The sequence below is a fragment of the Wukongibacter baidiensis genome, assembly GCF_050888315.1.
GTDB classification, from domain to species: Bacteria; Bacillota; Clostridia; order Peptostreptococcales; family Caminicellaceae; genus Wukongibacter; species Wukongibacter baidiensis.
In genome coordinates, this window is record NZ_CP138202.1 from 1,270,820 (window position 1) to 1,295,180 (window position 24,361).

A 24,361-nucleotide genomic window follows, 5' to 3' on the forward strand; every position below is an offset into this window, starting at 1 on the left:
ACTATCCTCATTTATTTTATAAGAATGGTGTTTATAAAGTCAAGATACCATAATCATCCGAGCATTATATAGCATATACTTATTTCTATATTTTGTTCTCAATCCTTTTTGCTCCTATTTTCCTATCCTTTTGAATATTTACTTCAATATATCTGAATAAAAGATCTGGATAATTAAAATACTTAGAAAGAATAACAGAATTATTGGGGTGAATAACAAATGAATAAATTAGTTAAACCTGCAATACTATCTATTTCATTACTTATCATTATGACTAGTAATACAGTTTCCCCGGCTCTAGGTGAAATAAACAGTGCTTTTCCCAATGCTGAATCTTTTTTAACAAAACTGGTTCTTACCTTACCATCCTTTGTTATCATACCATTCAGTTTAATCTCAGGAAAAATATCTTCGACAGTAAAAAAGCGAAGAATAATTATTATCGGACTTATTGTTTATTTTGTTGGCGGTATAAGTGGAGGATTTGCTAGAACTATAAATGAACTTTTATTTACAAGGGCTCTATTAGGAGCAGGGATGGGTCTCTTGATGCCCTTTGCGACTTCACTAGTGGCAGATTTCTATAAGGGTACCGAGAGAACTGTTATGATGGGACTTTCCAATGCGGTTGCAAATTTGGGCGGAATTATAGCTACCCTTCTTGCAGGCGCACTAGCTATATATAATTGGCGATATATTTTTATTGTGTATTCAATAGCTATACCTGTACTAATATTGGTTGTTCTGGGATTGCCCGAGCCCCCCTGTAGAGATGGCACTACCAATAAAGGTCTTTCAATTAATAATCGAGTAATTTCTATAGCTATTCTTGCCTTCTTCTTAAATATTGCTTTTTATGCCGTCATTACAAATATTGCATTATTTATCAAAAGTGAAGGTATTGGTAATTCCGGCTACTCTGGTATAGCTACTTCCTTTGTTACCTTGGCTGGTTTTATAAGTGGAATATGCCTAAGACAAATCTCTAAAATATTCAAGCGCTTCAGAGTGCCTTTTGCAATAAGCATTATGAGTCTAGGTTTCTTACTTTTATATACTTCTCATAATTTGACTCTTATATTGATTTCAAATTTTATGGTTGGTTTCGGCCTAGGAATATTAAAGCCAGTTTTGTTCTTGAACGTAGCCGATGCTTCTCCTGGGCATTCTAATGCCTTCTCAATTTCAATAGTAAGTAATTCAATACTGTTTGGAAAGTTTATTTCTCCTTTATTTTTAGATATCTGGGGCAGGGTTTTTAGAAACAATTCTATTAGATTTATATTTTTGTCAATGGGTATTTCATTAGGTCTAGCGGCTATCATTTCATTAATAGCTATGATATATCCAATAAAAATCTTTAAGCCTAGGTATTAGTAAAATATCTATTAACTACTAAAGGGGTCGTCTCATAGATGTATTTTATGAGTCCAACCCCAGTTATATTAATCTAAGATGTAGGAATAGAGTAAATAATTTCTCCAAACTCCGAAAGCTTACCTTCAACTGCCTCCATCTTAATTTCAAATATCTGTTCACCATCGGCATATGAACCCAATCCATATGCAGCAAAGTAAATTTTAATCATTCCATCTTGAATAAAAAATATTAGCGGCTCCTTATCTTTGTAATAGTATTCCTGAAGGTTTTTTGTCCAATATTCATTATTTTTAATTTGCTCAAAGATATTTTTGTATATCAACTCTAAGTAATCTACATCTTCTTCAAAAAAGTCCTTTAACTCTATCTCTTTTCCCTCTAGCAAGTCAAAGTTGTAAAACTGTGTCCAATAGTTACCATGGGCTCCACCAGTATACTCATACATATCTAAACCAATACTAAGTATCCCATTCTGATTAGTTGCTACATCGGTCTCTATAAAAAAGCTGTAAGCAGAGACTCTCTCTTCCCCTTCTTCAACTTCCTTTATGTAACTCATTCTTTCTATATATTTGTCTATATCTTCATTAATCTCTTTATTTATTAATTCTAAGGCTCTCTTTTCTTCAATTCCCTCAAACCCTGGTCTGTTTATTTTCCATTCGTATACATTTTCTGATATTTCTTCTTCTACCTTTGTTTTCACAATTATAGGTTGTATTTTTTTATACTTATCTAATAATGTTTCCTCTTTAGCAATTTCTTCTTTAGTAGTTTCTTCTTTCTCAATAGTAACCTCAGGAGAACTATCCTTCTCTATCACAGGCTTAGCACTACATGCAGTTATCATTGACAGTATCGTACAGGCTATAATCACTTTCTTCATGTAAACTCATCTCCTTTCATTAGCTTGTCCTAATTCTCTATTTTGTCAGAAAACATAATCTTATAGGCTTCAAGGTCCTTAATAGGATCTAACTCTTCATCCTTCTGAACGTATTCAATAAGCTTTGGGCTCAGCTCAGTAGCTCTCACAACATCTCTTAATGCTTTTTCTAACTCACTTAGGTGAATATAAAAGCATGCCCTATTATAGTATAAAACTGATATCTCTGGATTTCTAAGTATCCCTTCACTAATTATATTAACTGCTTTTCTATATTCCTTCTTTTCTTTGTATATTATAGCTAGATTTAGAAAGCTATATGGATAATGTGGATTTTTTTCAATAGACAGTTTATAGCATTCTTTAGCCTTTTCAATTCTTCCTAATTTTTTTTCGATTACTCCCATGTTGAATATAGCTATATAGTGACTAGGCATAATCTCCAAAGCCTTTTTCATCATTTCCATAGCAGAATCATTCATATCATTGTCTTCATAAATAGAACCCAAATTCACATATGCCCAGAAATCCCCTGGATTCATCTCTATTACTTTTTTATAACAGTCTATCGCTTTATCAACTTCTCCCATTTCGTCATAAATATTAGCTAAAAAGAAGTATGCTCTATCATAATTTGGATCCATCTCAGTCGCTTTTTTATAATATTCTATGGCCTTTACATATTCTTCTCTATCATCATGTAAAATCGCCAATCCATAGTATGCTCTAGCTTCACTAGAATCGATTCCAAGTACTTCATTATATTTTTCTTCTGCTTTTTTTATATCACCTAATTCATCAAAAAATAGCGCCATGTCTAATAATAGGTCAATATCTTCGTTTCCGCCTTCAAGGCTATAGGCCTTTTTATAAAATTTTAGGGCCTTAAGTAATTGACCCTCATCTTGAAATCCTTTAGCAATATTTTTATAGTTATTAACCTTATATGTCTTTTTCTCCATTTCAGAACCTTTCTTGTTTAATAAATCTATATACAGATATAAGTATAAATGATTTTGTAAACAAATCAAGTATATAAGTTCCTAAAAATCTATCCCATTCCAAAGATTTATCATTTTCCTGTTAAATATTCAGAATGTGAGATCTTTATGGTACTATATATATCCATTATTTACATATAAAAAGAGGCTGTCTCATAAAAACATCTTATGAGTTCAGCCCCTCCAGTGTTTCAGAATGAACGAAGTTCAAGGCTTTGAGATTCGCTATTCTGATACACCCCCTAAGCACCTAACATAGTAATAGTCTTATCTTCACTGCAGATAATGCGCTTATCCAGTTTATTTACAACGGTTTTTAATATTACCTTTCCTCCCCAAAGCGTCGCAACATGCTTTAAGGTCTCATATGCATAATTTAGTTCAAGTTCTCTACCATCATACTCGTGAACCAAAAGGAGCGAGTTATCCTTTAAAACTTCGCTGACTTTAATATAAGGGATACCACCCATTCCAACCATATTTGCTAACGTATCTCTTATCTTTTTCCAGCCATCTTTGTCTGCAACTTCATCTATTACATAATTGCTACCTCTTTTATTATACTGGAATATATTAAATTCATTAGCTAACTCCTCAGTAAGGTATTTTCTTATAAATGATTGATCCCGCTCTAGCTGTCTGACTTCAAATATTTTTTCTGTTCCATACTTTTCTTCAATATCTTCTAATATTCTAAATCCGACATAGTAGGGATTTATACTCCCATAAAATGGTCTGATAACTTGGTTGTGCCTATTTAAGAATTCCATGTGCAAGCCTTGTGGAAGCTCTAATTGGTTCAATATTTTATAATGCCAGTGGCTTGCCCATCCTTCATTCATGATCTTCGTCTCTATTTGTGGAATGAAATATTTCGTTTCTTCCATCACAATAAGGAGAATGTCCTTTTCCCACTCCTCTAAATTACTATTTTCAATCAAGAAATTTAATATATCATCGGTAGGCTCTAATGGTATCTTGTTTAAATCAGGATAAGGTATATCTTTTTTTTCATCTAATGGGCTTGTAACTTTTATATCATTGTAATATTTTTCGAGCAGTCTTTCTTTTTTTTCTTCTTCAGATAACTTTTTTAGTCCAACAAATCTTGAAGTATGAAATTTTAATGCATGGGCTGCATCTAAAATGCGCTCAACTTTTTCATAACCAATAGTAGGATCCTCTGTATAGCTTCTTATTCTATCGGCATGAATTTTAAACATTTCCACAGTATAGTCAGCCTTTGTGCCTTCTACAAAAAGTCTATTGTTCTTGAAAAAATCATTATGACCATATACATGGGCCATAGTTAATATCTGCAGAAGTAATGTGTTGTCCCTCATAAGATACGCAATACATGGATTAGAGTTAATAACCATTTCATAGGGTAAACCCTCTAGGTTATATCTGTAAAGTACCCTTTTTCTTTCATAGGCTTTGCCATAACTCCAGTGCGGATAATGTGAAGGCATACCAACATATGCTTCATAGCATATCATATCTTCAAAATTACAAATCTCATATTCTTGAGGATAATAATCTAACCCCTCTGATTTCGCTATTTCTATGATCTTCTTATCCCATTCTTCCAACTGTTTAATAGTATATTCCATCATAATCAAGTTATTATTCCATAAGTCCAACTTCCTTTGTTAGTAGTTTTCTTAGACCTGGAATAATATCCTCCTTTCTTGAAATGGTAACAACTGAAAAGTTTGGATATTTGACCTTTGTGAGAAATTCAGATTTTATTGAACTGGTTGGTATATATCCGCCTACAACAATTTGACCATACCCAAAAAGATTACAGGTCTCACTCAATTTCTTAGCTGCTTCTACAGCTTTATTATTATCTTCTCTCCAGTTATCTCCATCACTGCAATGAAATGCATATACATTCCAAACTGAAGGATTGTATCTCTCTTCAATTATTTCAAGTGCCTTTTCATATCCACTACTAATATATGTTCCTCCCGATTGTCCCTTATGGAAAAATTCATCCTCATTTACCTCCTTCGCAACAGTCGAGTGGGAGATAAATACTACTTTTACATTTAAGTATTTTAATCTAACGAATTGATATAAAAGAAAAAAGAAGCTTCTAGCTATATATTTTTTTGTAATATTCATAGATCCTGAGGTATCCATAATACATATAACAACGGCATTACTCTCTCTTTTAACATCTTTTCTAAGGTGATAGTATCTTAGGTCATCTTCTTTGAATGGGAACCTTTCTTTTTCTTCACTCTCTATACTCGATTCAACTTCATTTTCTGTTCCCCGATTTGTTGCCTTCTCTCTCTTTATCTTTTCAATTACTGACCTCTTTTTAGCAAGCCTAGGTTTTATTCCCTTTCTCTGATACCCCAACCTTTTAAACTTCTTTTCTGATTCTATTTCATTAAATTTCTTTCTTTGCATATAAGGCAAATCTAGATCATCAAATAAATAATTTATTAACTCTTCTATAGTGATTTCTGTTTCATATATGTCCTCACCCTCGTTGTTTCCTGCCTGCTCTTCACCCTCACCCTGTTCTATCTGATCGCTCCCGATTATATCTCCTCTTTTTTCATCGCCTTTACCGGAACCTACGCCAGGCTTATTCTTCCCATATATAAATCTATACTCTTTTATTCCCTTTATAGGTATTTTTATTTTTTTATCCTTGCTTTTCCCAATAATACTCTCTTCAGCAATAATATTACCTATATTCTTTTTTATAGAATCCTCAACTAGCTTTCTATGTCTTAATCTATCTTCAGCAGATCGATCTCTACCTCTACTATCAAACTCCCTAAATATTGCCAAATTTTCACCTCCTATGGTCATGACACCTTAAAATTTATTAAACTTTAAAGTGTCATTACTTTATAGTTCTACGCCAACAAAACTCAAGGAACGAAAGTAGTCTCTGAGGTTTCCTTTTGAGCGATTTTTATAACACATAGGAAATTATAAACCTTTTGATCTGCATATAATTTTATAATTTCCGTTATGTGTTTCATCAAAGTCTTCCTTTTAAATCTTGATATGAGACTTTGATTTTAACCTTTTTTTCCTCTAAAATCATATAGAAAAAATAGGTTGATATGATGAGCCAAAAGGATTCTCAGTGACTACTTGAGTAGGTTTAACTTTACAAGCGTAGAACTATAAGGTGCAGCTGACAAAATCCTCTAATCCAACTTTGTCAGCTACAAATTTCCAGTTTAAACTTAAGTTTTTTTATCTCAATAAGATTAATCCTTCCATAGATTATTTGCAGCATATTTCAGGATCACGTTGCAGCAATGCTCACAGTATCCATTTTTCTTCATTTCTTCTACCATAGCATTATACTTTTTATTTTGCTCCTTATCCCTTACCTTTGTACGTGTAATAACTCTACTTAATTCTTTAACCGATGTAGTTAACTTCTTTTCTATAGCTTCCTTTAAAGGCTGATAACATGTATAATCAATTTTACTTCCATTTCTCATTACATAGAACATATATGATGTAACGTCCTGTCTGAAACCTTTAGCTGCACTACCTGTTATTTTTATTTGTTCCTCTATTGATTTTAAGAACTCTTCATCGGGTTCTAATTCTTCACCAGTACTTTTATCCTTTATTTTTGTTTTATTCACAAATGCTTCGGCATGGTCCAAATAGTTATTAAATAGGTCCTCTGCCTGCTCTCTATATCCATGTATAAAGGCCTTTGTAACTTCACTTTCCAATAGCTTGTTATATTCCTTTTTAATAACATTCTGTAGGAAGTTTAAATATTTTTTCTTAGCATCCTCACCAATAGATAACTCCTTAACAGATTTTATTAGGGTCTCAAGAACCGATATAGGGTTAATACAATTATGGGGAGATTCGGCTATTGAGTGATCCAAGACCTTCATGATAAATCTTGGAGATATACCAGTCATTCCCTCTCTAAGTGCCTCTTCCCTTAGCTCAAGTATATCTATTTTCTTAGTAGTTCCCTTTTCTACAATCTCTTCACCGTTATAGATCTTTAATTTTGTGATTGGGTTAATCTTTGAAGAAGCTGTTAACCTGGTTAAAATCGCAAACATAGATGCAACTGCTATTGTATGTGGTGCTATATGAGCATCAAATTTACTTCTTTTTAATATTTTATTGTATATTTTAATCTCCTCGTCTAGCTCTAGACAATAGGGTACTTCAATCTTTACAATTCTATCTAAAATAGCTTCATTAGTATGATCGGACTTGAATTTATTCCATTCACCCTCATTGGAGTGTGCCAATATTATTCCATCAAAATAGATCATCGAAGACTTACCCGGCGACGGAATACTCTTTTCTTGGGTGGCTGTAATCATAGTATGGAGATACTCTATCTCATTTTTAAATACCTCTATAAATTCTACAACCCCTCTATTTCCTACATTAAAGGCTCCATTTAACGATAGCACCCTTGGGTCATCTTCAGGATATAAATCTAGCTTTGAAATATCTACAGATCCTATTAATACAGATGTATCCTGGTTATTTGGGTCTACCGGCGGAACTACTCCTACACCTTTCCTAGATCTGATACTAAAATCTACAGTTTCTACAGGAAACTTCTCAAATTCACCATTATACTCTTCCTTTAGTCTGTATCTACAAACTGGGCATAAATCACCTTCAATCTTTACATCTAGTAATTCTTCAAACTGTTCTCTTAGATGGTTAGGTACTAGATGAAGAGGCTCTTCCCTCATAGGGCAACCCTTTATAGAATATACTGGCTTACTTCTTTCCAGACCCTTTTTTAAAGCTTCCATTATAGATGATTTTCCTGCTCCAACTGGTCCTACAAGGTAAAGTACTTGGCGGGATTCTTCACCCTTCATTGCGGCAGTATTAAAATAGTTGACTATTTTCATAATGGTCTTATCAATTCCATAAAAGTCTTTAAAAAAACCATATTCCTTAATAACATCATTTCCATATATTCTTCTCAGTCTTGGGTTTTCTACTGTATTAATGACCTCTATGCCTTCATCATTTATAATTTCATACATTCTTTGATGAGACAGCATAGATAATTCGGGATCTTCTTTCAGCACCCTTAGATAGTCTAAAAAAGTCCCCTCAAATTTTTCCTTTTTTCTTTCTTCTCTATCCTTTCTAATTAGCTCAGAAAATTTAACCATAAAGTTTATAAGCCCTCCTTTTTAGAAGATAATATTATCAGCTACATAATGCATTTAAGTAATCTTCTTGATTTCAAGTTTCTTTCTGATAACCCCTTTTATAGAGATTAACCTTTACATATTTCAGAAGCATTTACTTTGTTATTATAAATATTTATGTAGCTTTACTATAATTTAAAACAAGAATCTTACATGTTTAATACAAAAACTAGTGTTTTTGGGATAACAAAGGCTGTATCTTGTAGATATTATATGTATCTTGGTTTTAATTAGGGAGTCTAAATTTGAATATTTTGCATAAATATTATTTTTTTTAGACATTTGGACATTGAAAATTTAACTAGAACAGAGACATTTCTAATTTTCTTGCTATAGAAGTTGCAATAAATCTTTTACATTTCGATTCCTCGAATAGCCCCAGAAGCATTGGCTATTCAAAAAACCGAAATGTAGATTTATAAGTGCATTCTACATAGCTTATTTCTTGACAAAATAATGCCATCATATTACAATGCAATCATCTAATTAGATAATTATCTAATATCCATTAGAGGAGGGACACTGCATGATAAATGGAGTAAATCACATCACCTTTGCAGTTAGAAATCTAGATGAATCTATCAAGTTTTATGTAGAACTATTAGGTTTAAAGCTAGTAGCACATTGGGATAAAGGTGCATATTTATTAGCTGGTAACATATGGATCGCTTTGAATAAGGACGAAAAAGCTAGAACTGAACCGTTTGAAAACTATACTCATATTGCTTTTAATGTGCTTTCAACAGATTATCTCGACCTAAAAGAACGGCTTATAAAGGGAGGTGTTGAGACTTTTAAGGATAACACTTCAGAAGGAGATTCTTTTTATTTTCTTGATCCTGATGGCCATAAGTTAGAGTTACACTACAATACTCTTGAGCACCGTCTAGAGTGGGCGAGAAATAATGATTGGCCTTCCTTTTCCTTTGATTAATTGAATTGACAGTAGAAAAGGGACAGCGGCCTTTTTATCTACCTGCTGTCCCTATATTAACCCGGATTAATTATTTTTTTGGTGATTTAGCAATAAGTTTATTTATCGCTTGACCCCTTTTAACAAATTTCTCTTCATACTCTGTCATTACATTACCCGCTACATATTCACTATTATGTAAATCTCTAGTTACCATTAAAGTTTCCCAATTTTCTTCATTTAATTCTTCAATTGAAAAGTCAAATAAAAGAACATTATCTGTCTTAAAGTGAAGCTCTCCCTGTGGTACTAATAGCTCTTCATAAAGCTTTAAAAACCTTCTATACGTAAGTCTTCTCTTGTTGTGCCTTTTTTTCGGCCATGGATCAGAAAAGTTTAGATAAACTCTATCTATTTCGTTTTCATTGAAGATATCTTCAATTTTTCTTATATCTGAATGAACAAGGTAGAAATTGTCTGACGGGTTTTCCGGTAACTTATTTACACCTCTTATAATAACCTTAGAATTCCTTTCAAAGGCTAGATAATTTATATCAGGATTTTGTTCTGCCATCCCCATTATAAAGCCTCCACGTCCTGATCCAAACTCAACATGTATAGGATTGTCATTCTTAAACAGCTCTCGCCATTTTCCTTTATACTCTTCTGGTTTAGTAATTACCTTACAATGTTCTTCTAATCTTTCTAGTCCACCTTTAACATATCTTAGCCTCAAGTTATTCATCCTTTCGTAAAAAAAATTATGTAGTTTCCTTACCTCATCATATTTATCGATTCAACTAGTTTAGGTATAACTTGTTTTTTCCTTGACACAATATCCTTTATAAACATACCTTGGTATGCACTCGTTCCAAAGGCATTAGAAATAATGCCATTATTATTGCTTCGGAATAACATATATGATCCATTTTTCAATATATCTGTTATTAGCAAGAATGTAATAAAGTAATCTTTATTTTCATGAATAGTATTCATGAACTCTAAGAACTCATCTTTTCTGTTTAAAACCTCTTCTATGTCTAGAGTAAATACCTGGCCTATCCCAATCTTATTGCCTTCAGCATTAAATTCCTTAAAGTCCTTATTAAATATCTCATCGATACTTTGCCCTTCCAAGGATGTTCCTGCTTTAAACATTTCCATTGCAAACTTTTCAATATCTAGCTTGAGTATTGCATTAAGCTCATCAACTGCCAATCTGTCTATATCAGTTGTTGTAGGAGATTTCAAAAAGAGCGTATCCGATATAATTCCTGAAATAAGCACACCAGCAATTTTCTTATCTATTTTTACATTACACTCCCTATACATCTGAAAAACTATTGTACATGTACTCCCAACTGGTACGTTCCTAAAGCTTATAGGTGATAATGTAGAGATATCCCCTATCTTATGATGGTCTATAATTTCTAAAATCTCAGCTTCACTCAAGCCTTCAGCGCTTTGAGAGTATTCATTATGATCTACTAAGATTACCTTTTTTCTTTTCGGCTTTAAGAGATGTCTTCGGCTAATAAATCCTAAGTACTTATTATCGTCTGTAACGATTGGATAATAGGAATGTCTATTATTTATAAGTTCTTCCTTTACATCCTCTAAGTATTCCTTTTCGTTAAACCTTGCTATATCTTTGCTTATCATTATGGAGGACACATAATTACATTGATTAATAAGCTTAGAAATTGTATAGGTGTCTGTGTTTACAATTATTAGGTTTACTTTGTTTTTATGTGCTTTTTCAATGTATTTCTGAGGTAGTTTCTCGCCACCTGTTATGATAAGCAGTTTAACTCCACAATCTATTGCATAATCAATGATATCATATCTATCTCCAACTATGACTATGCTATCCTTGGTTAGTATTTCATTTTGAGCTAAAGTCCCTCTATAATATGAGATAATATATATTCTGCCCTCTATTTCAGAATCATTTTCTACTAATATCTCTCCATCTATATCCTCTGCTATATTGCGTAAGCTAGTTTTTAGGTAATAAAAATCCCCTTTGATCAAGCCCATAGCTACATCCTTCATTGTAACTAAACCTTGCAGTTCATTATTTTCATCAACAATAGGAAGTGTTCTTATTTTATTCTGCTCCATTAGCTTATAGGCGTTTAGTATGGAATGGTGTGGACTTATACCCTTGATATCATCATAGTCTAGATCCTTTATTTGAGTTTTTACATTATCCATAACATCTGGATAATCGATTTCTAAATGATCTAATATGTATTTCGTTTCTTTATTTATATTTCCAAGTGCCCTTGGCACAGTTTTATGGCCCAATTGATTTTTTAAATCGGATAGAGCAATTGCAGACATTATTGAATCCGTATCGGGGTTCTTGTGACCAAAAATATAAACCATTATATTAACCCTCCAAATTATTATAATATGTACTTTGATTATCATAATCATTATGTATATCTATAAAAAATCCTTATTTGAATATTGAATTTATCTATGCCATAATGAAGTCAAGATTGTTCTCTATCAATATATTCTATCAAATTATACTACAGTTTATTTGCTTTCTATAGATAAACAACATTAACATTTAAAATAAATTTCAAAGAAAATATAGAAAAACTCAAGAACATCGAATTCTTTCGTTTTTGGTCAGATTTCTCTTCGAGAAATGACCTCAATGAACGCTTCTACATTTTTTCTTTGAAATTTATTAAACCTTGAAGTTGCTTATCTCTATTAGAAATTTATAACATATACATGCTTTAATATCAAGGAATTTTTAATTTAGGGGGAAAAAATATGTTAAAGGATTTAATTCAGAATGGATTTGGAAAGGATCAAAAGCTTAATTGTGCAGAGAAGATTCTGTATGGAGCAAATGAAGCCTATGATCTTGGACTGGACAAGGATGCCTTAAGGCTGGCTGCAGGATTTGGTGGCGGAATGGCTATTGAAGAGGCCTGTGGAGCCTTAACGGCTGCAGTAATGGTTTTGAGCAAGCTGTTTGTTGAAGATACTGCTCATAAAAGTAATAAGATTAATGAGTTAACTAAGGAATTATTAAATTCATATGAAAATGAGATGGGTTCAATAATCTGTAAGCCTCTCAAGAAAAGTCATCGTTCATTATTTAAAGGCTGTGATAAAGTTATTATAAAAGCGGCTGAATGTCTTGATGTAATTGTGAAAAGGGAATTAAGTTTGTAAATACTTAAGGGAATGTCTCAGAAAATAGTATATGAGACATTCCCTTATATTTCTATTTTATCCCAGAAACAATCGATAATGCTCCCATAAAAATCATTAAAACAGTAGTTAACTTCTTAAAGGTCTCTTCCTTTATCTTATTTCCTAGCTTTATCCCTATTAATACCCCAATAATTAGGGCAGGTAATAAATATCCTGTGATTCTTAAAACCTCTACATCAATTAGCTTTTTATATATAAAGGTTATTAAAGTCATAATGTTCAGCAGCCAAAAATAAGCCGTCAAAGTAGCTCTAAAAACTTGCTTTTCTACATCCTGATTAGCTAAAAATAAAATCACCGGTGGACCACTTAAGCTAACACTTCCATTTAATAATCCACTCATGAATCCAACTGGAATATACGCGATCTTTTCATTTTTAATCTTAAATTTATATCCAAAGTAAAATGACAATGCCGATATAGTAACTATAACTCCTACTCCAATCTTTAAAAAGGTTTCATTAAGATTAATAAGCATGTTAGCTCCTATTGGTGTAGCTATAACAGCAGAGACAATTAGCAAGGTCATTCTTTTCAATTTTACGTGTTCTCTTATTTTATAAAGAATTATTGAATTCATTATAAGGCTATATATTACTAACATGGGAACAATCATTTTCAGTGGAATAAATGCTCCTAAAATAGGTAGTGCTAATAGGGAAAATCCAAAGCTTGTCGCTCCTTGTATTATTCCTGAACAAAGTATTACTATAAATCCTATAATTACTATTGCTAGCTGGTTTTCCATATTCCCCTCCTACTTGTCAGGATCTATTTTTACTACAAAGGCTTCTGTTATTGTATCTGTATCATTTCCTAGTTTTGAATCAACTCCAAAAGGTATGTTTATAACATCACCTTTACCAAATCTCTTCTCCTCTTGTTCTCCTATTTCAATGCTAAGCTGTCCTTTTAATATAATAATGTATACATGGGCATCTGTTTTATGTCTTGGAAAAAACTTTCCACTTTCAATCACTACATGATTTAGTCTCAGATTTTCATCATCTACAATGTTTTCAAATAGATCCTTATCAGTTAAAGAATACTTATATAATTTTTCAATCATTATTTATCCCTCCGTATGTATTAGTTTATTACCAAATTTGCTTCTCATACTGTATTATACATTAGTCTAAAAAATTTTACATCATTATTAAATAGATTTAAATAAAATCCAAAATATACAAGTATTATCACTAATAAATTTTGCCTTAACTAAAAAGAATAAAGATTGTATGAGTTATTTTACTAACATTTGTGGAGGTTTTTATGTCCAAAAAAGCAAAAATACTCTTATTAATTAGTGGATTGTTTACTCTTTCTATGGGATTATCTAATGTTTTTGTTAATATCTTTTTATGGAAAAAGTCAAACGATTTTATAATAATTGCAAAATATAACCTTATGCACTATGTATTTTTACCACCCGCTTATATCGCTGCTGGATGGTTGTCGAAAAGAAAGAATGGTGTATTGGCCCTTCGACTTGGAATAGGTTTTTTTATTCTATTTTTTATGTCAATTCTTTTGCTAAAAAATGATATTGTTAAATACATATATCCAATCGGTATTCTCTATGGAATCGCTGCTGGCTTTTATTGGCTTGCATTTCAAGTTTTAGCCTTTGATTTCACATCTACTAACAATAGAGATACCTTTTATGGATTCAATGGTTCTATTTGTGGAATAGCTAGTGCAGTAGCACCCTTTACAGGAGCCTATATTATTGAAAGTAGTCAAAACAACCTTGGTTATGTAATTGTCTTTGCAATTTCACTGGCATTATTTGTGGTATTAATATTTATTAGTTTAACACTACATTCAGAGCACTATGGAGAAAAGCTTAACTTCAAAAAAATATTTAGTAAAAATGGATTTGAGTGGAATAATTATAGAATAAGTATAGCCGCATGGGGTATAAGAGATGTCGTAATCCTATTTCTAATTAGTATTTTAGTATATACAACTACGGGAAGTGAAATGGCTCTTGGTAAATTATCAATGATTGCTTATTTGATATCTGCCGGTGCCTATGCATTAGAGCAAAAAATCATTAAGCCTAAAAGACGTGTTTTTTCTATGTGTTTAGGATCAATCTTAATGTTCATAGCAGTACTGGGACTTTTTATAAAGATAAGTTACACAGCATTAGTAATGTATATGATATTAAATGCCATCTTTTTACCTTTTTTCATGGTTCCCGTCGCATCTGCTTCCTTTAATATCTTAAGTAGAAATCATGAGGAAAAAATGCGCACTGAATATATGATTAATAGAGAGTTTGCTTTAAATGCAGGTAGAATAGTCAGCACTAGTCTTTTGATTGTTATTTTGACCTTTGTTAAAAATAAAAGGGTACTTAATTATTTTTTACTTTTTATAGGAAGTGCTCAGTTGATTTCCTTGTACTTTTTGAGGAAAATTAAGACGTGGGGAGAGTAGGAGTGACTGTTGCTATACAGAACAAAGGAATAGAATATTTATCAAGACAATTCTATTCCTTTGTTCTGTAGTTACTAATTAACTTCTTATTCTACTATAAATTAAACCTTTGATTTTTAGTATGCTTAAGGGATTCTGATATTCTATTTGAGTGATTTAAATGAATTTGTTTTCACCTTCAAAGTATATGAAAAAACATGTTCATTGCATGAACGAAAAGGAAATATGAGAATCTCACGCAGTAACAACTATATAGGCTGGTTAATTATTCTTAAGATACCTATCAATAGCTTCTGCTGCCATTCTACCATCTGCAATTACCTTACATACTAAAGACTGACCTGTTCTCATGTCTCCAGCAGCAAAGACTCCTGAAGCACTTGTCATATATTTTTCATTGGTTTTTACATTTCCTCTTTTGTCAATGTCTACTCCAAGATTCTTTAGCATATCTCCATGTTCTGGATGTAGAAATCCCATGGCGAAAAGGATGATATCTGCATCAATTGTAAATCCACTGCCTTCAAGTTCTTCCATTCTTCTTCCATTATCGTCTTCTGTCCACTTAAGCTTCACACAATGAATTCTTTTTACCCTACCATTTTCTCCAGAGAAATATTTAGTTGCGACGCTCCACTCTCTTACCCCACCTTCTTCATGGGATGTGTTTGACCTAAGAATCATTGGCCAAGCGGGCCAAGGCATCTTTTCGGTTCTTTTTTGTGGTGGCTTCGGCATTAGTTCTAGTTGGTGGACCTCTTTGGCTCCTTGTCGTAGTGCGATACCTAAGCAGTCTGCTCCTGTATCTCCACCTCCTATAATCACAACATTTTTTCCAGCTGCATCAATACGTTCTTCAGTAGGAATCTCTTTACCTAGATTAATTAAATTTTGTTGTGTTAAGAAGTCCATTGCAAAATGGATTCCCTTTAGCTCTCTTCCCTTTACATCTAGATTTCTTGGTACAGTAGATCCACCGGCTAAACATACAGCATCAAACTTCGATTTTATCTCATGGACAGATATATCCTTTCCAATATTAGTATTTACCTTGAATTTTATTCCCTCTTCCCTAAGCTGTTCAATCCTTCTGTGAAGAACCCATTTCTCAAGCTTATAGTCGGGAATACCCAAGGCTAAAATCCCACCGATATTTTCTGCCCTCTCAAATACAGTCACTTCATGACCATGTCGGTTCAATTCTTGAGCTGCTGCAAGACCTGTAGGACCAGAGCCGATTACGGCAACCCTTCGTCCAGTACGCATCTTAGGCGGCAAGGCTTTAACCCATCCTTCTTTAAAACCCTTTTCTATAATACTTAGCTCTATCTCTTTGTTTGTGGTCGGCTCTTGATTTATTCCAAGTACACATGAAGCTTCACACAAAGAGGGGCATAATCTCCCAGTGAATTCTGGAAAGTTGTTAGTACTTTGTAAAACGTCTAGAGCCTTTTTCCACTGTCCATGGGAAACTAGATAGTTTAAGTCGGGTAATATATTTCCTAGAGGACAGGAATTATTACAATAGGCAACTCCACAATCCATACAGCGAGATGCTTGTTTTTTTAGTTCCTCTTCGGTTTGAGGAATATAAAATTCCTTATAATTTTTAATCCTCTCCTGTGCTGGAATTTTCTCTGCATTTTTTCTATCATATATTTTAAATCCTGCCTCTTTAACCAATCTCCCTCGCCTCCAAACTATCTACATCTACTTCTGTAGAACCTTCTATGATTTCTCTATAATTCGGATTAATTACTCTAACAAATTTCTCCTTATTAACATCCCAATTATCAAGAATTTTTGTAGCCTTTTTACTTTGTGTGTATATAACGTGCTTCATAATTAGCTTCCTTATAAATTCATAATCGTCTTCCTTTAATCCATCAATCTCAACCATCTCAAAATTGCATTTAAGGCTAAAGCTATCGTACTCATCATATAGGTATGCGATTCCTCCACTCATGCCTGCACCAAAGTTCCTACCTGCTTCTCCAAGAATAATAATTCGTCCACCGGTCATATACTCACAGCCATGATCGCCTATCCCTTCTACCACAGCAATTGCACCGCTATTTCTTACAGCGAACCTTTCTCCAACCTTACCGCAGATATAAGCTTCACCTGAAGTTGCTCCATAGAGCAGTGTATTTCCTGCAACAATATTTTCGCTCGCTTCTAAGGTTGATTTCTCATGGGGAGATACAATAATCTTACCACCGGATAAACCTTTCCCCAGATAATCATTGGCATCTCCCCTGAGCCTTAAGGTTACTCCTTTTGCCAAGAACGCACCAAAGCTTTGTCCTGCTGTACCTTCAAAGGTAAAATTAATGGTATCCTGTGGTAGTCCTTTCTTACCTGCTGTCTCTATTACCTTCCCTGAAATCATAGCTCCAACTGATCTGTCAGTGTTCTTTATAGCAAAACTTGCACTTATTTTACCTCTAGTTTTTATTAGAGGACTTGCAATCTCTATGAGCTTCTTATCGAGTACTTCAGCAGTTTGATCCTTTTGATCTATGGTTTTCCTATGTCCAAATCTTCTAGGTAGTTCTGGACGATAAAGAATAGAGCTTAAATCGAGATCTTTAGTTTTCCAATGTCTATTACTTTCATTAGTTTCAAGGACATCCACTCTACCTACCATTTCATCTACAGTTCTAAATCCTAGCTCACTCATTATCTCTCGAACTTCCATGGCAATAAAACGGAAAAAGTTAATTACATGCTCAGGTTTCCCTTTAAAGTGCTTCCTCAGCTCTGGATCTTGGGTAGCTACCCCTACTGGACAGGTATTATTATGACATTTGCGCATCATGATACATCCACATACTACTAGTGGTGCAGTTGCAAAACCAAATTCCTCGGCTCCAAGTAATGCTCCAACTACAACGTCTCTTCCCGTTCTCATTTGGCCATCAACCTGCACAGCAATTCGGCTTCTAAGGTTATTGATCAGTAAGGTTTGTTGCGTCTCTGCAAGCCCCAATTCCCATGGGACTCCTGCAGTCTTTGTAGATGTTATTGGTGCAGCTCCAGTACCTCCATCATGACCGCTGATCAGTACCATGTCCGCACTCCCCTTAGCAACTCCAGCTGCAACAGTTCCTACACCTATTTCAGATACAAGCTTTACACTAACACGAGCCTTAGGGTTTACGTTCTTTAGGTCAAAGATTAATTGTTCTAAATCCTCTATAGAATATATGTCATGGTGGGGCGGAGGAGATATTAAGTCTATTCCCGGTAGTGAATGACGTACTTTTGCTATTTCCTTAGTCACCTTACTTCCTGGTAAATGTCCTCCTTCTCCGGGTTTTGCTCCCTGTGCAACCTTGATCTGAAGCTCATCTGCATTAATTAGATAGTTGGTAGTAACACCAAATCTGGCAGCTGCAACCTGCTTAATTGCACTTCTTTTGTAATCTCCATTTTCAGTTTTTACATAACGCTGGTCGTCCTCACCGCCTTCACCGCAGTTACTTTTACCACCGATTCTATTCATAGCTATTGCTAAGGTCTCATGAACTTCCTTACTTAATGATCCAAAGGACATTGCACCAGTAGCAAAACGTCTAATTATTGATTCTACAGATTCAACCTCGTCTATAGGCACTGATATACCTTTTCTAAATTTCAGTAGTCCTCTAATCGTTCTTAGTTTTTTAGATTGGTCATTGATTAGGTTAGCATATTCCTTAAAGATCTCGTAGTTATTCGTTCTACAGGCCTGTTGTAGTTTTGATATTGTATCGGGATTAAACATATGAGTTCCAGCATTCTTCCTCCAATGTATTTCTCCGCCTATATCTAATTGCTGGGTCTTAACGTCATTTTCAAAGGCTTTGCTATGACGCATCAATATTTCCTTTGCTATTCCATCCATCTTAAGACCTGATAAGCGACAAGGTGTACCGCTAAAGTATTCACCTACTAGTTCTTCATCAAGTCCAATAACTTCAAATATTTGTCCTCCATTGAAACTTCTAAGGGTCGAAATACCCATCTTTGAAGTGATTTTTCGAATTCCATATCCTATTGAACGTACATAATTCATACTTGCTTCTTTAACTGTAATGTCTTCAATATAAAGCTCATTCTTAACTAGGTTATTTATTGACTCAAGGGCAACATAAGGATATATTGCTGTAGCACCATACCCAAGAAGTAGTGCCATATGGAATGGGTCCCTCGCCTCACCTGTCTCAACAATAATATCTACCTTTGTTCTCAGCTTCCTTTGAATCAAATGATTGTGCACGGCGCTTACGGCTAAAATACTTGGGATAGGTGCTCTATATCTATCTACATCTCTGTCACTTAATATAATAACTCTGTAGCCATGAACAATACTTTCTTCTGCTCTTTTTTTCAGGGCTTCAATGCCATTGCCTAGCCCACTTTCATATTGATCTGCTTCAAAAATTATTGGTATAGTAATACTTCTTAAAGTGTCTACGTCTACATTTTTTATCTTTTCAATCTTTTCACTGTATAAAATAGGCTGTTCAAGCTCGATAAATTTATTTGGTTCCTTCTCATTTATTTTCGTTAATATGTTTCCACACCGTCCAAGATACTGGTTTAACGACATTACCTTTTTCTCACGTATAGGATCAATCGGCGGATTTGTTACTTGGGCAAATACTTGTCTGAAATAATTAAACAATAGATGTGGATTATCGGATAATACCGCTAAAGGAGCATCATTACCCATAGAACTAATAGCTTCTTTACTATTTTGAGCCATGGGAGCAAGAACACGCTTTAATTCCTCTTCAGTATAGCCAAATATCTTCTGCTTAGTAATAAGACTATCCTCATCCATCCTTCCTAAAGGCTTATTTATCTTTACTTCCTGCAGATCAACCTTGTTCTCCTTAATCCACTCTCCATAACCCTTTTCCGAAGCCAATCTTTGCTTAACCTGATAATCATGGATAATTCTCTCTTCTTCAGTATCTACAATAAATATCTTTCCTGGTCCTAGCTTTCCTTTTTTAAGAATCTTCTCTTCAGGAATCTTAAGTACACCGGACTCCGAGGCCATTACCACAAGGTTATCCTTAGTGATAAGATATCTTGCAGGTCTTAGTCCATTTCTATCAAGGGTAGCACCCACCCGTACTCCATCACTAAAAACAATTGTAGCCGGTCCATCCCAAGGTTCAATTAGTCCCTCATGATACTCATAAAAAGCTCTAAGTTCTTCAGCCATGGTTTTATCATATCTCCATGCTTCGGGCATAAGCATTTTTATTGCATGTTCCATAGAATATCCACTCAATATAAGTAGTTCAAAAATGTTGTCTAGATTACATGAGTCACTGCTGTTTGGTTCAATAATAGGTAATATCTTTTTAAAGTCCTCATCAAATAGCTTCGATGTCATTACTCCTTCTCTTGCGTTCATCCATTTGATATTACCCCTTATGGTGTTGATTTCACCATTATGGGATATATAACGATATGGATGTGCTAATCTCCAAGATGGAAAGGTGTTTGTACTATATCTTTGATGTACTGTTGCAATGGCACTTTTTAGCCTCTCATCCTTAAGTTCTAAGTAGAATTCCTCGATCTGATGGGCAAGGAACTGGCCTTTATAGACAATTGTCTTAGACGAGAGACTACAAATATAAAATGCTTCTGTGTAAGGCCTTGCTGCTCCCCTAATTGCATTCTCAACTCTTTTTCTAATAATATAAAGGCTTCTTTCAAATGCATCCAAATCTTGACCGTTTCTATCTATAAAAATCTGCTGGACAACGGGTCTTGTCCCTTGAGCAGATATCCCACATGCCTTATCGTTGACCGGTACACTTCTCCATGCAATAAACCTTTGACCTTCTTCTTTTATAATTCTCTCGAACACACCTTCACAATAGTACCTAGTATTCGGTTCCATAGGTAGAAATATCATTCCAACAGCATAATCTTTCTTATTTGGCAATTCAACGTTACACTTCATTAATTCCGAGTAAAAAAATTCATGGGGAATTTGTATAGATATCCCGGCTCCATCTCCAGTTTCCGGATCTGAGCCCGTGGCGCCTCTGTGAGACATGTTTTTCAAGATTTCTAAGCCATTTTTGATTATGTCATTTGATTCTTTTCCCGTTATATCAGCTATAAATCCTACACCACAACTGTCTCTCTCCATATTTGGATTGTATAATCCCTGCTTCTCTGGCAGTCCTAAAGCTTTCATAATTGGTTACCTTCCTTTCAAATTGGTTCCATGTAAATTGCTCGAAGACAATTTTTTAGGATCGCATATGCAACATCAGCTCCCATCCATTGCATATGTCAGAATATTTCGATAGTCGTCATTATATCATATTTATGCATTGCATTCAATGGATATTGCATAAAATTATTTTTTGATTTTTTACACTAAATCTTTAAAGTTCACATTTTCAAAGGAAAACGTTATCATTAAGCCTCAAAACTACATCTTCCGTTTTATGTATATTTATTCATCTGAATGTATATTTTCTTGTGTGATTCAGAAAACGTTTTCTTGTTTTTTAATTGACCAATCTTTTTTTTGCAGCTTAACACAACAAAAAATGCATCCACTTATTTTAGTAGATGCATTTTCAATAATCTGTTTTCATTTCACGGACTATATATTATTAATTTTTGACATTACCATTTTCTCTACCTGCTTTTTATTTTTCTCACCAACTACAAGGCTAATTTTAACCTTTGATGCAGTTTTAATCATCATGTCATAGGCATCTATATAGTTAGGAGACGGGTCCCATTCTATTCCTTTGACATCTCTCCAATGAACAAATCCTGTTTTATACAGTATGCCATGCTCATAAATTCCAACCTCTTTATTTTCATCAAGTTTACTCTGTATAAGTACATATGCTCCAGCCATTAATCCAAAAACTAATGACTCTAGAGCAGCCTGAATATCCTTAAAACCCATTAGAACAACTATAGAAAGAATCACTAAGAGAGAAATTATAGTTATCTTGTTGGTCCTACGCTTCATAAAAGGAATCTTTTCTAATTCATTCTGTTTAAGCTCAAGCTCCATTTCCATTCCCTTTGAGTCAGAACGTTTATTCATAGTAAGCTTTTCTCTTAGATATAAAATAACTGCTAATACCATTGCTATGTTAACTATAGTCAAAGTCAACTTTTCAAAATCCATAAAAACACCGTCCTTCTAGCAAACACTACTGCTCATTGTATTGTAATTGAACTAGTTTATAATATAGACCTTTTTTATCTAACAGTTCTTGATGAGTCCCTTGCTCCTTAACTCTTCCTTTATTCATGACTATAATTTTATCAGCATGTTGAATCGTTGAAAGTCTATGGGCAACTGCTAATGTTGTTCTACCCTTCATGATTTTGTATAATGCATCCTGTATAAGCTTTTCAGTCTCCGTATCAATATTTGCTGTGGCTTCATCCAATATAAGAATCGATGGTTTTCTTACTAGTGTTCTAGCAAAGGATAATAACTGTCTTTGTCCCGCTGAAAGTGTAGCTCCTCTTTCATAGACTTCATGCTTATATTTTTCGGGAAGCTTTTCAATAAACCCATGGGCATTTACATACTTTGAGGCCTCTACCATGTCTTCATCAGTTATTTCTTCGTTTCTCAGTTTTATATTGCTTTCTATATCTCCAGAATATATAAATACATCCTGGAGCATTTGCCCAATATGTTTTCTTAAGTTTGAGGTTTTAATATCTTTAATATTTATATCATCTATTAAAATTTCACCTTTTTGAATCTCGTAATACTTGCCTATCAAGTTGAGGATTGTCGTTTTTCCTGCTCCTGTAGCACCTACAAAGGCTGCGATTTCACCCTCATTAATTTTAAAAGATACATCCTTTAAAATCCACTCATCTTCTTTATAGGCAAACCAAACATTTTTAAATTCTATTTTTCCTTCAAACCTATCTAGTTCTGTTGCCGCCTCACTATCCTTTAACACTGGCTCCCTATCAAGCAAATTGAAAATCCTCTCGGCCGATGCCATCGCAGATTGAAAAACATTGAATTGTTCTGCAAGCTGCTGTACAGGATGAAAAAATCTTGATATATATTGGGTAAAGGCTATTAAGGCACCTATTGTCATAGCTCCAGCCAAAACAAATTTACCACCGAAATATATTACGATTGCTGTAGATGCAATTTTTATAAGATAAATTGACGGTCCAAAAATACTAAATGCTATTATTTGATTTTTATTGGACTTATTAAGCTTTCCATTAATGTCGTTAAACTCATCGTATTTATCGTCTTCCTTAGCAAACACCTGGATTATCTTCATTCCAGAAATATGCTCAGACAAAAATGCATTTACCTTTGATACATTTTCACGAATCTGTCTGTAAATAATTTTCGAATATCTCCTAAAGATAATCGTAGCTATTACAAGAACAGGCATTAAGGTATAGGTTAATAACGACAGTTTTAGATTAAAACTAATCATGGCTATTACTATCCCTATTAAAACAAAAATATTTTTTACTGAATTAACTATAACGCTTGTATACATTTCGTTTATTGTTTCCGTGTCATTTGTAACCCTAGTAACAAGTTTCCCAATTGGCATTGAGTTAAAAAAGTCAATCTCAAGATCCTGAATGTGGGAAAATACATCGTTTCTTATTTCATATACAATTTTTTGTCCAGTATATTGAAGCAATATGGACATAAGATACTGAACGCCACTTCCTAATAATACAATAACTCCAAATATAAAAGCAAATCTGATAAGGCTTTCATAATCGTTTTTTCTCAGAAGCTTTAAATCCTCTTCTGTTAACTTTTGGGCTGCAAACTCCTTTTCATCTATTCTAATAAAACCCTCATTTATCTGAGGCGCTCCTTTTTCTTCCTGTTTTCTCAATGCGTCTAACCGTTTTCCATCTAGGCCTTCTATATAGTAGTAACTTTCGTCAACTAGTACTATCCTAGCCTTTAAAGCCTCAGGATAATTATTTTCTGCATCCTTTATAAGTTTTTTATCATTAAAGTATAGCTGTTGCTCTAATACTTTCCCTTCCCCATCAGCAACTATTGAATAGGGAGTATCATATTTAGTTATTATACTATCTATACCTTTGGCTATTAACATAGGTTGAATAATCTCAACAGCAACAACAATCCCTAATAATATGAAGGAAATTATTATATGCAACATATAAGGCCTTGCGTATTTCATAAGACGCTTGAAAATATAAAAATCTTTTTTGCTTTCCCTATCTTCTACAAAAACATCTTCTATCATATTCGTATCTCCCA

Annotated in this window: 17 protein-coding genes; 4 read left to right on the forward strand and 13 right to left on the reverse strand. The window is 33.7% G+C overall.

Going from position 1 to position 24,361, the window contains the following annotated elements; translation table 11 throughout:
* The first annotated feature begins 219 nt into the window (after positions 1-219).
* The gene (locus tag R9X47_RS06045; protein WP_432665835.1) at positions 220-1,377 is read left to right on the forward strand and encodes an MFS transporter; all 1,158 of its coding nucleotides are present in this window, start codon (positions 220-222) and stop codon (positions 1,375-1,377) included.
* A gap of 73 nt (positions 1,378-1,450) precedes the next feature.
* On the opposite strand, the gene R9X47_RS06050 is transcribed toward R9X47_RS06045, so the two are convergent.
* The 5 genes from R9X47_RS06050 to R9X47_RS06070 form a co-directional block, all read right to left on the reverse strand.
* The gene (locus tag R9X47_RS06050) at positions 1,451-2,266 is read right to left on the reverse strand and encodes a DUF3298 and DUF4163 domain-containing protein (RefSeq protein WP_432665837.1); all 816 of its coding nucleotides are present in this window, start codon (positions 2,264-2,266) and stop codon (positions 1,451-1,453) included.
* A 29-nt stretch (positions 2,267-2,295) separates the two neighbouring features.
* A complete protein-coding gene (locus tag R9X47_RS06055; protein ID WP_432665838.1) occupies positions 2,296-3,228 on the reverse strand; it encodes a tetratricopeptide repeat protein in 933 nt (310 codons plus the stop codon).
* A gap of 281 nt (positions 3,229-3,509) precedes the next feature.
* Entirely contained in the window at positions 3,510-4,883 is a 1,374-nt protein-coding gene (locus tag R9X47_RS06060; protein WP_432667590.1) for a SpoVR family protein, read from the reverse strand.
* A 10-nt stretch (positions 4,884-4,893) separates the two neighbouring features.
* On the reverse strand, positions 4,894-6,081 hold the full coding sequence (gene yhbH / locus R9X47_RS06065) for a sporulation protein YhbH (RefSeq protein ID WP_432665839.1): 1,188 nt from the start codon (positions 6,079-6,081) through the stop codon (positions 4,894-4,896).
* Between the two features lie 431 nt (positions 6,082-6,512).
* A complete protein-coding gene (locus R9X47_RS06070) occupies positions 6,513-8,432 on the reverse strand; it encodes a serine protein kinase (protein WP_432665840.1) in 1,920 nt (639 codons plus the stop codon).
* A gap of 565 nt (positions 8,433-8,997) precedes the next feature.
* On the opposite strand from R9X47_RS06070, the gene R9X47_RS06075 reads away from it, so the two are divergent.
* On the forward strand, positions 8,998-9,405 hold the full coding sequence (locus tag R9X47_RS06075) for a VOC family protein (RefSeq protein WP_432665841.1): 408 nt from the start codon (positions 8,998-9,000) through the stop codon (positions 9,403-9,405).
* A gap of 70 nt (positions 9,406-9,475) precedes the next feature.
* Here R9X47_RS06075 and trmB read toward each other — a convergent pair whose 3' ends face one another.
* Both trmB and R9X47_RS06085 read right to left on the reverse strand, forming a co-directional pair.
* Positions 9,476-10,120 carry a tRNA (guanosine(46)-N7)-methyltransferase TrmB gene (gene trmB / locus R9X47_RS06080; RefSeq protein ID WP_432665842.1) on the reverse strand — a complete coding sequence of 215 codons (645 nt, stop codon included), beginning with the start codon at positions 10,118-10,120 and terminating at the stop codon, positions 9,476-9,478.
* Positions 10,121-10,158: 38 nt separating this feature from the next.
* Positions 10,159-11,775 (reverse strand): putative manganese-dependent inorganic diphosphatase, encoded by a 1,617-nt coding sequence (locus tag R9X47_RS06085; protein WP_432665843.1) that lies wholly within the window; start codon positions 11,773-11,775, stop codon positions 10,159-10,161.
* A 402-nt stretch (positions 11,776-12,177) separates the two neighbouring features.
* On the opposite strand from R9X47_RS06085, the gene R9X47_RS06090 reads away from it, so the two are divergent.
* Positions 12,178-12,585: a C-GCAxxG-C-C family (seleno)protein gene (locus R9X47_RS06090; protein WP_432665844.1), complete on the forward strand. Its 408-nt coding sequence runs from the start codon at positions 12,178-12,180 to the stop codon at positions 12,583-12,585.
* Positions 12,586-12,637: 52 nt separating this feature from the next.
* On the opposite strand, the gene R9X47_RS06095 is transcribed toward R9X47_RS06090, so the two are convergent.
* Both R9X47_RS06095 and R9X47_RS06100 read right to left on the reverse strand, forming a co-directional pair.
* Positions 12,638-13,375, reverse strand: a complete 738-nt coding sequence (locus R9X47_RS06095; RefSeq protein ID WP_432665846.1) for a sulfite exporter TauE/SafE family protein — start codon at positions 13,373-13,375, stop codon at positions 12,638-12,640.
* 9 nt (positions 13,376-13,384) lie between these two features.
* On the reverse strand, positions 13,385-13,696 hold the full coding sequence (locus tag R9X47_RS06100; RefSeq protein ID WP_432665847.1) for a cupin domain-containing protein: 312 nt from the start codon (positions 13,694-13,696) through the stop codon (positions 13,385-13,387).
* 203 nt (positions 13,697-13,899) lie between these two features.
* Between R9X47_RS06100 and R9X47_RS06105 the strand changes: the two genes are divergently transcribed.
* Positions 13,900-15,072: an MFS transporter gene (locus tag R9X47_RS06105; RefSeq protein WP_432665848.1), complete on the forward strand. Its 1,173-nt coding sequence runs from the start codon at positions 13,900-13,902 to the stop codon at positions 15,070-15,072.
* A gap of 261 nt (positions 15,073-15,333) precedes the next feature.
* On the opposite strand, the gene R9X47_RS06110 is transcribed toward R9X47_RS06105, so the two are convergent.
* The 4 genes from R9X47_RS06110 to R9X47_RS06125 form a co-directional block, all read right to left on the reverse strand.
* Positions 15,334-16,755 (reverse strand): glutamate synthase subunit beta, encoded by a 1,422-nt coding sequence (locus tag R9X47_RS06110; protein WP_432665849.1) that lies wholly within the window; start codon positions 16,753-16,755, stop codon positions 15,334-15,336.
* Positions 16,748-21,286: a glutamate synthase large subunit gene (gltB, locus tag R9X47_RS06115; protein ID WP_432665850.1), complete on the reverse strand. Its 4,539-nt coding sequence runs from the start codon at positions 21,284-21,286 to the stop codon at positions 16,748-16,750. Before gltB ends, R9X47_RS06110 begins: the two co-directional genes overlap by 8 nt.
* A 417-nt stretch (positions 21,287-21,703) precedes the next feature.
* A complete protein-coding gene (locus R9X47_RS06120; protein WP_432665851.1) occupies positions 21,704-22,246 on the reverse strand; it encodes a hypothetical protein in 543 nt (180 codons plus the stop codon).
* A gap of 25 nt (positions 22,247-22,271) precedes the next feature.
* Positions 22,272-24,347 carry an ABC transporter ATP-binding protein gene (locus R9X47_RS06125; protein WP_432665853.1) on the reverse strand — a complete coding sequence of 692 codons (2,076 nt, stop codon included), beginning with the start codon at positions 24,345-24,347 and terminating at the stop codon, positions 22,272-22,274.
* Positions 24,348-24,361: the final 14 nt, after the last annotated feature.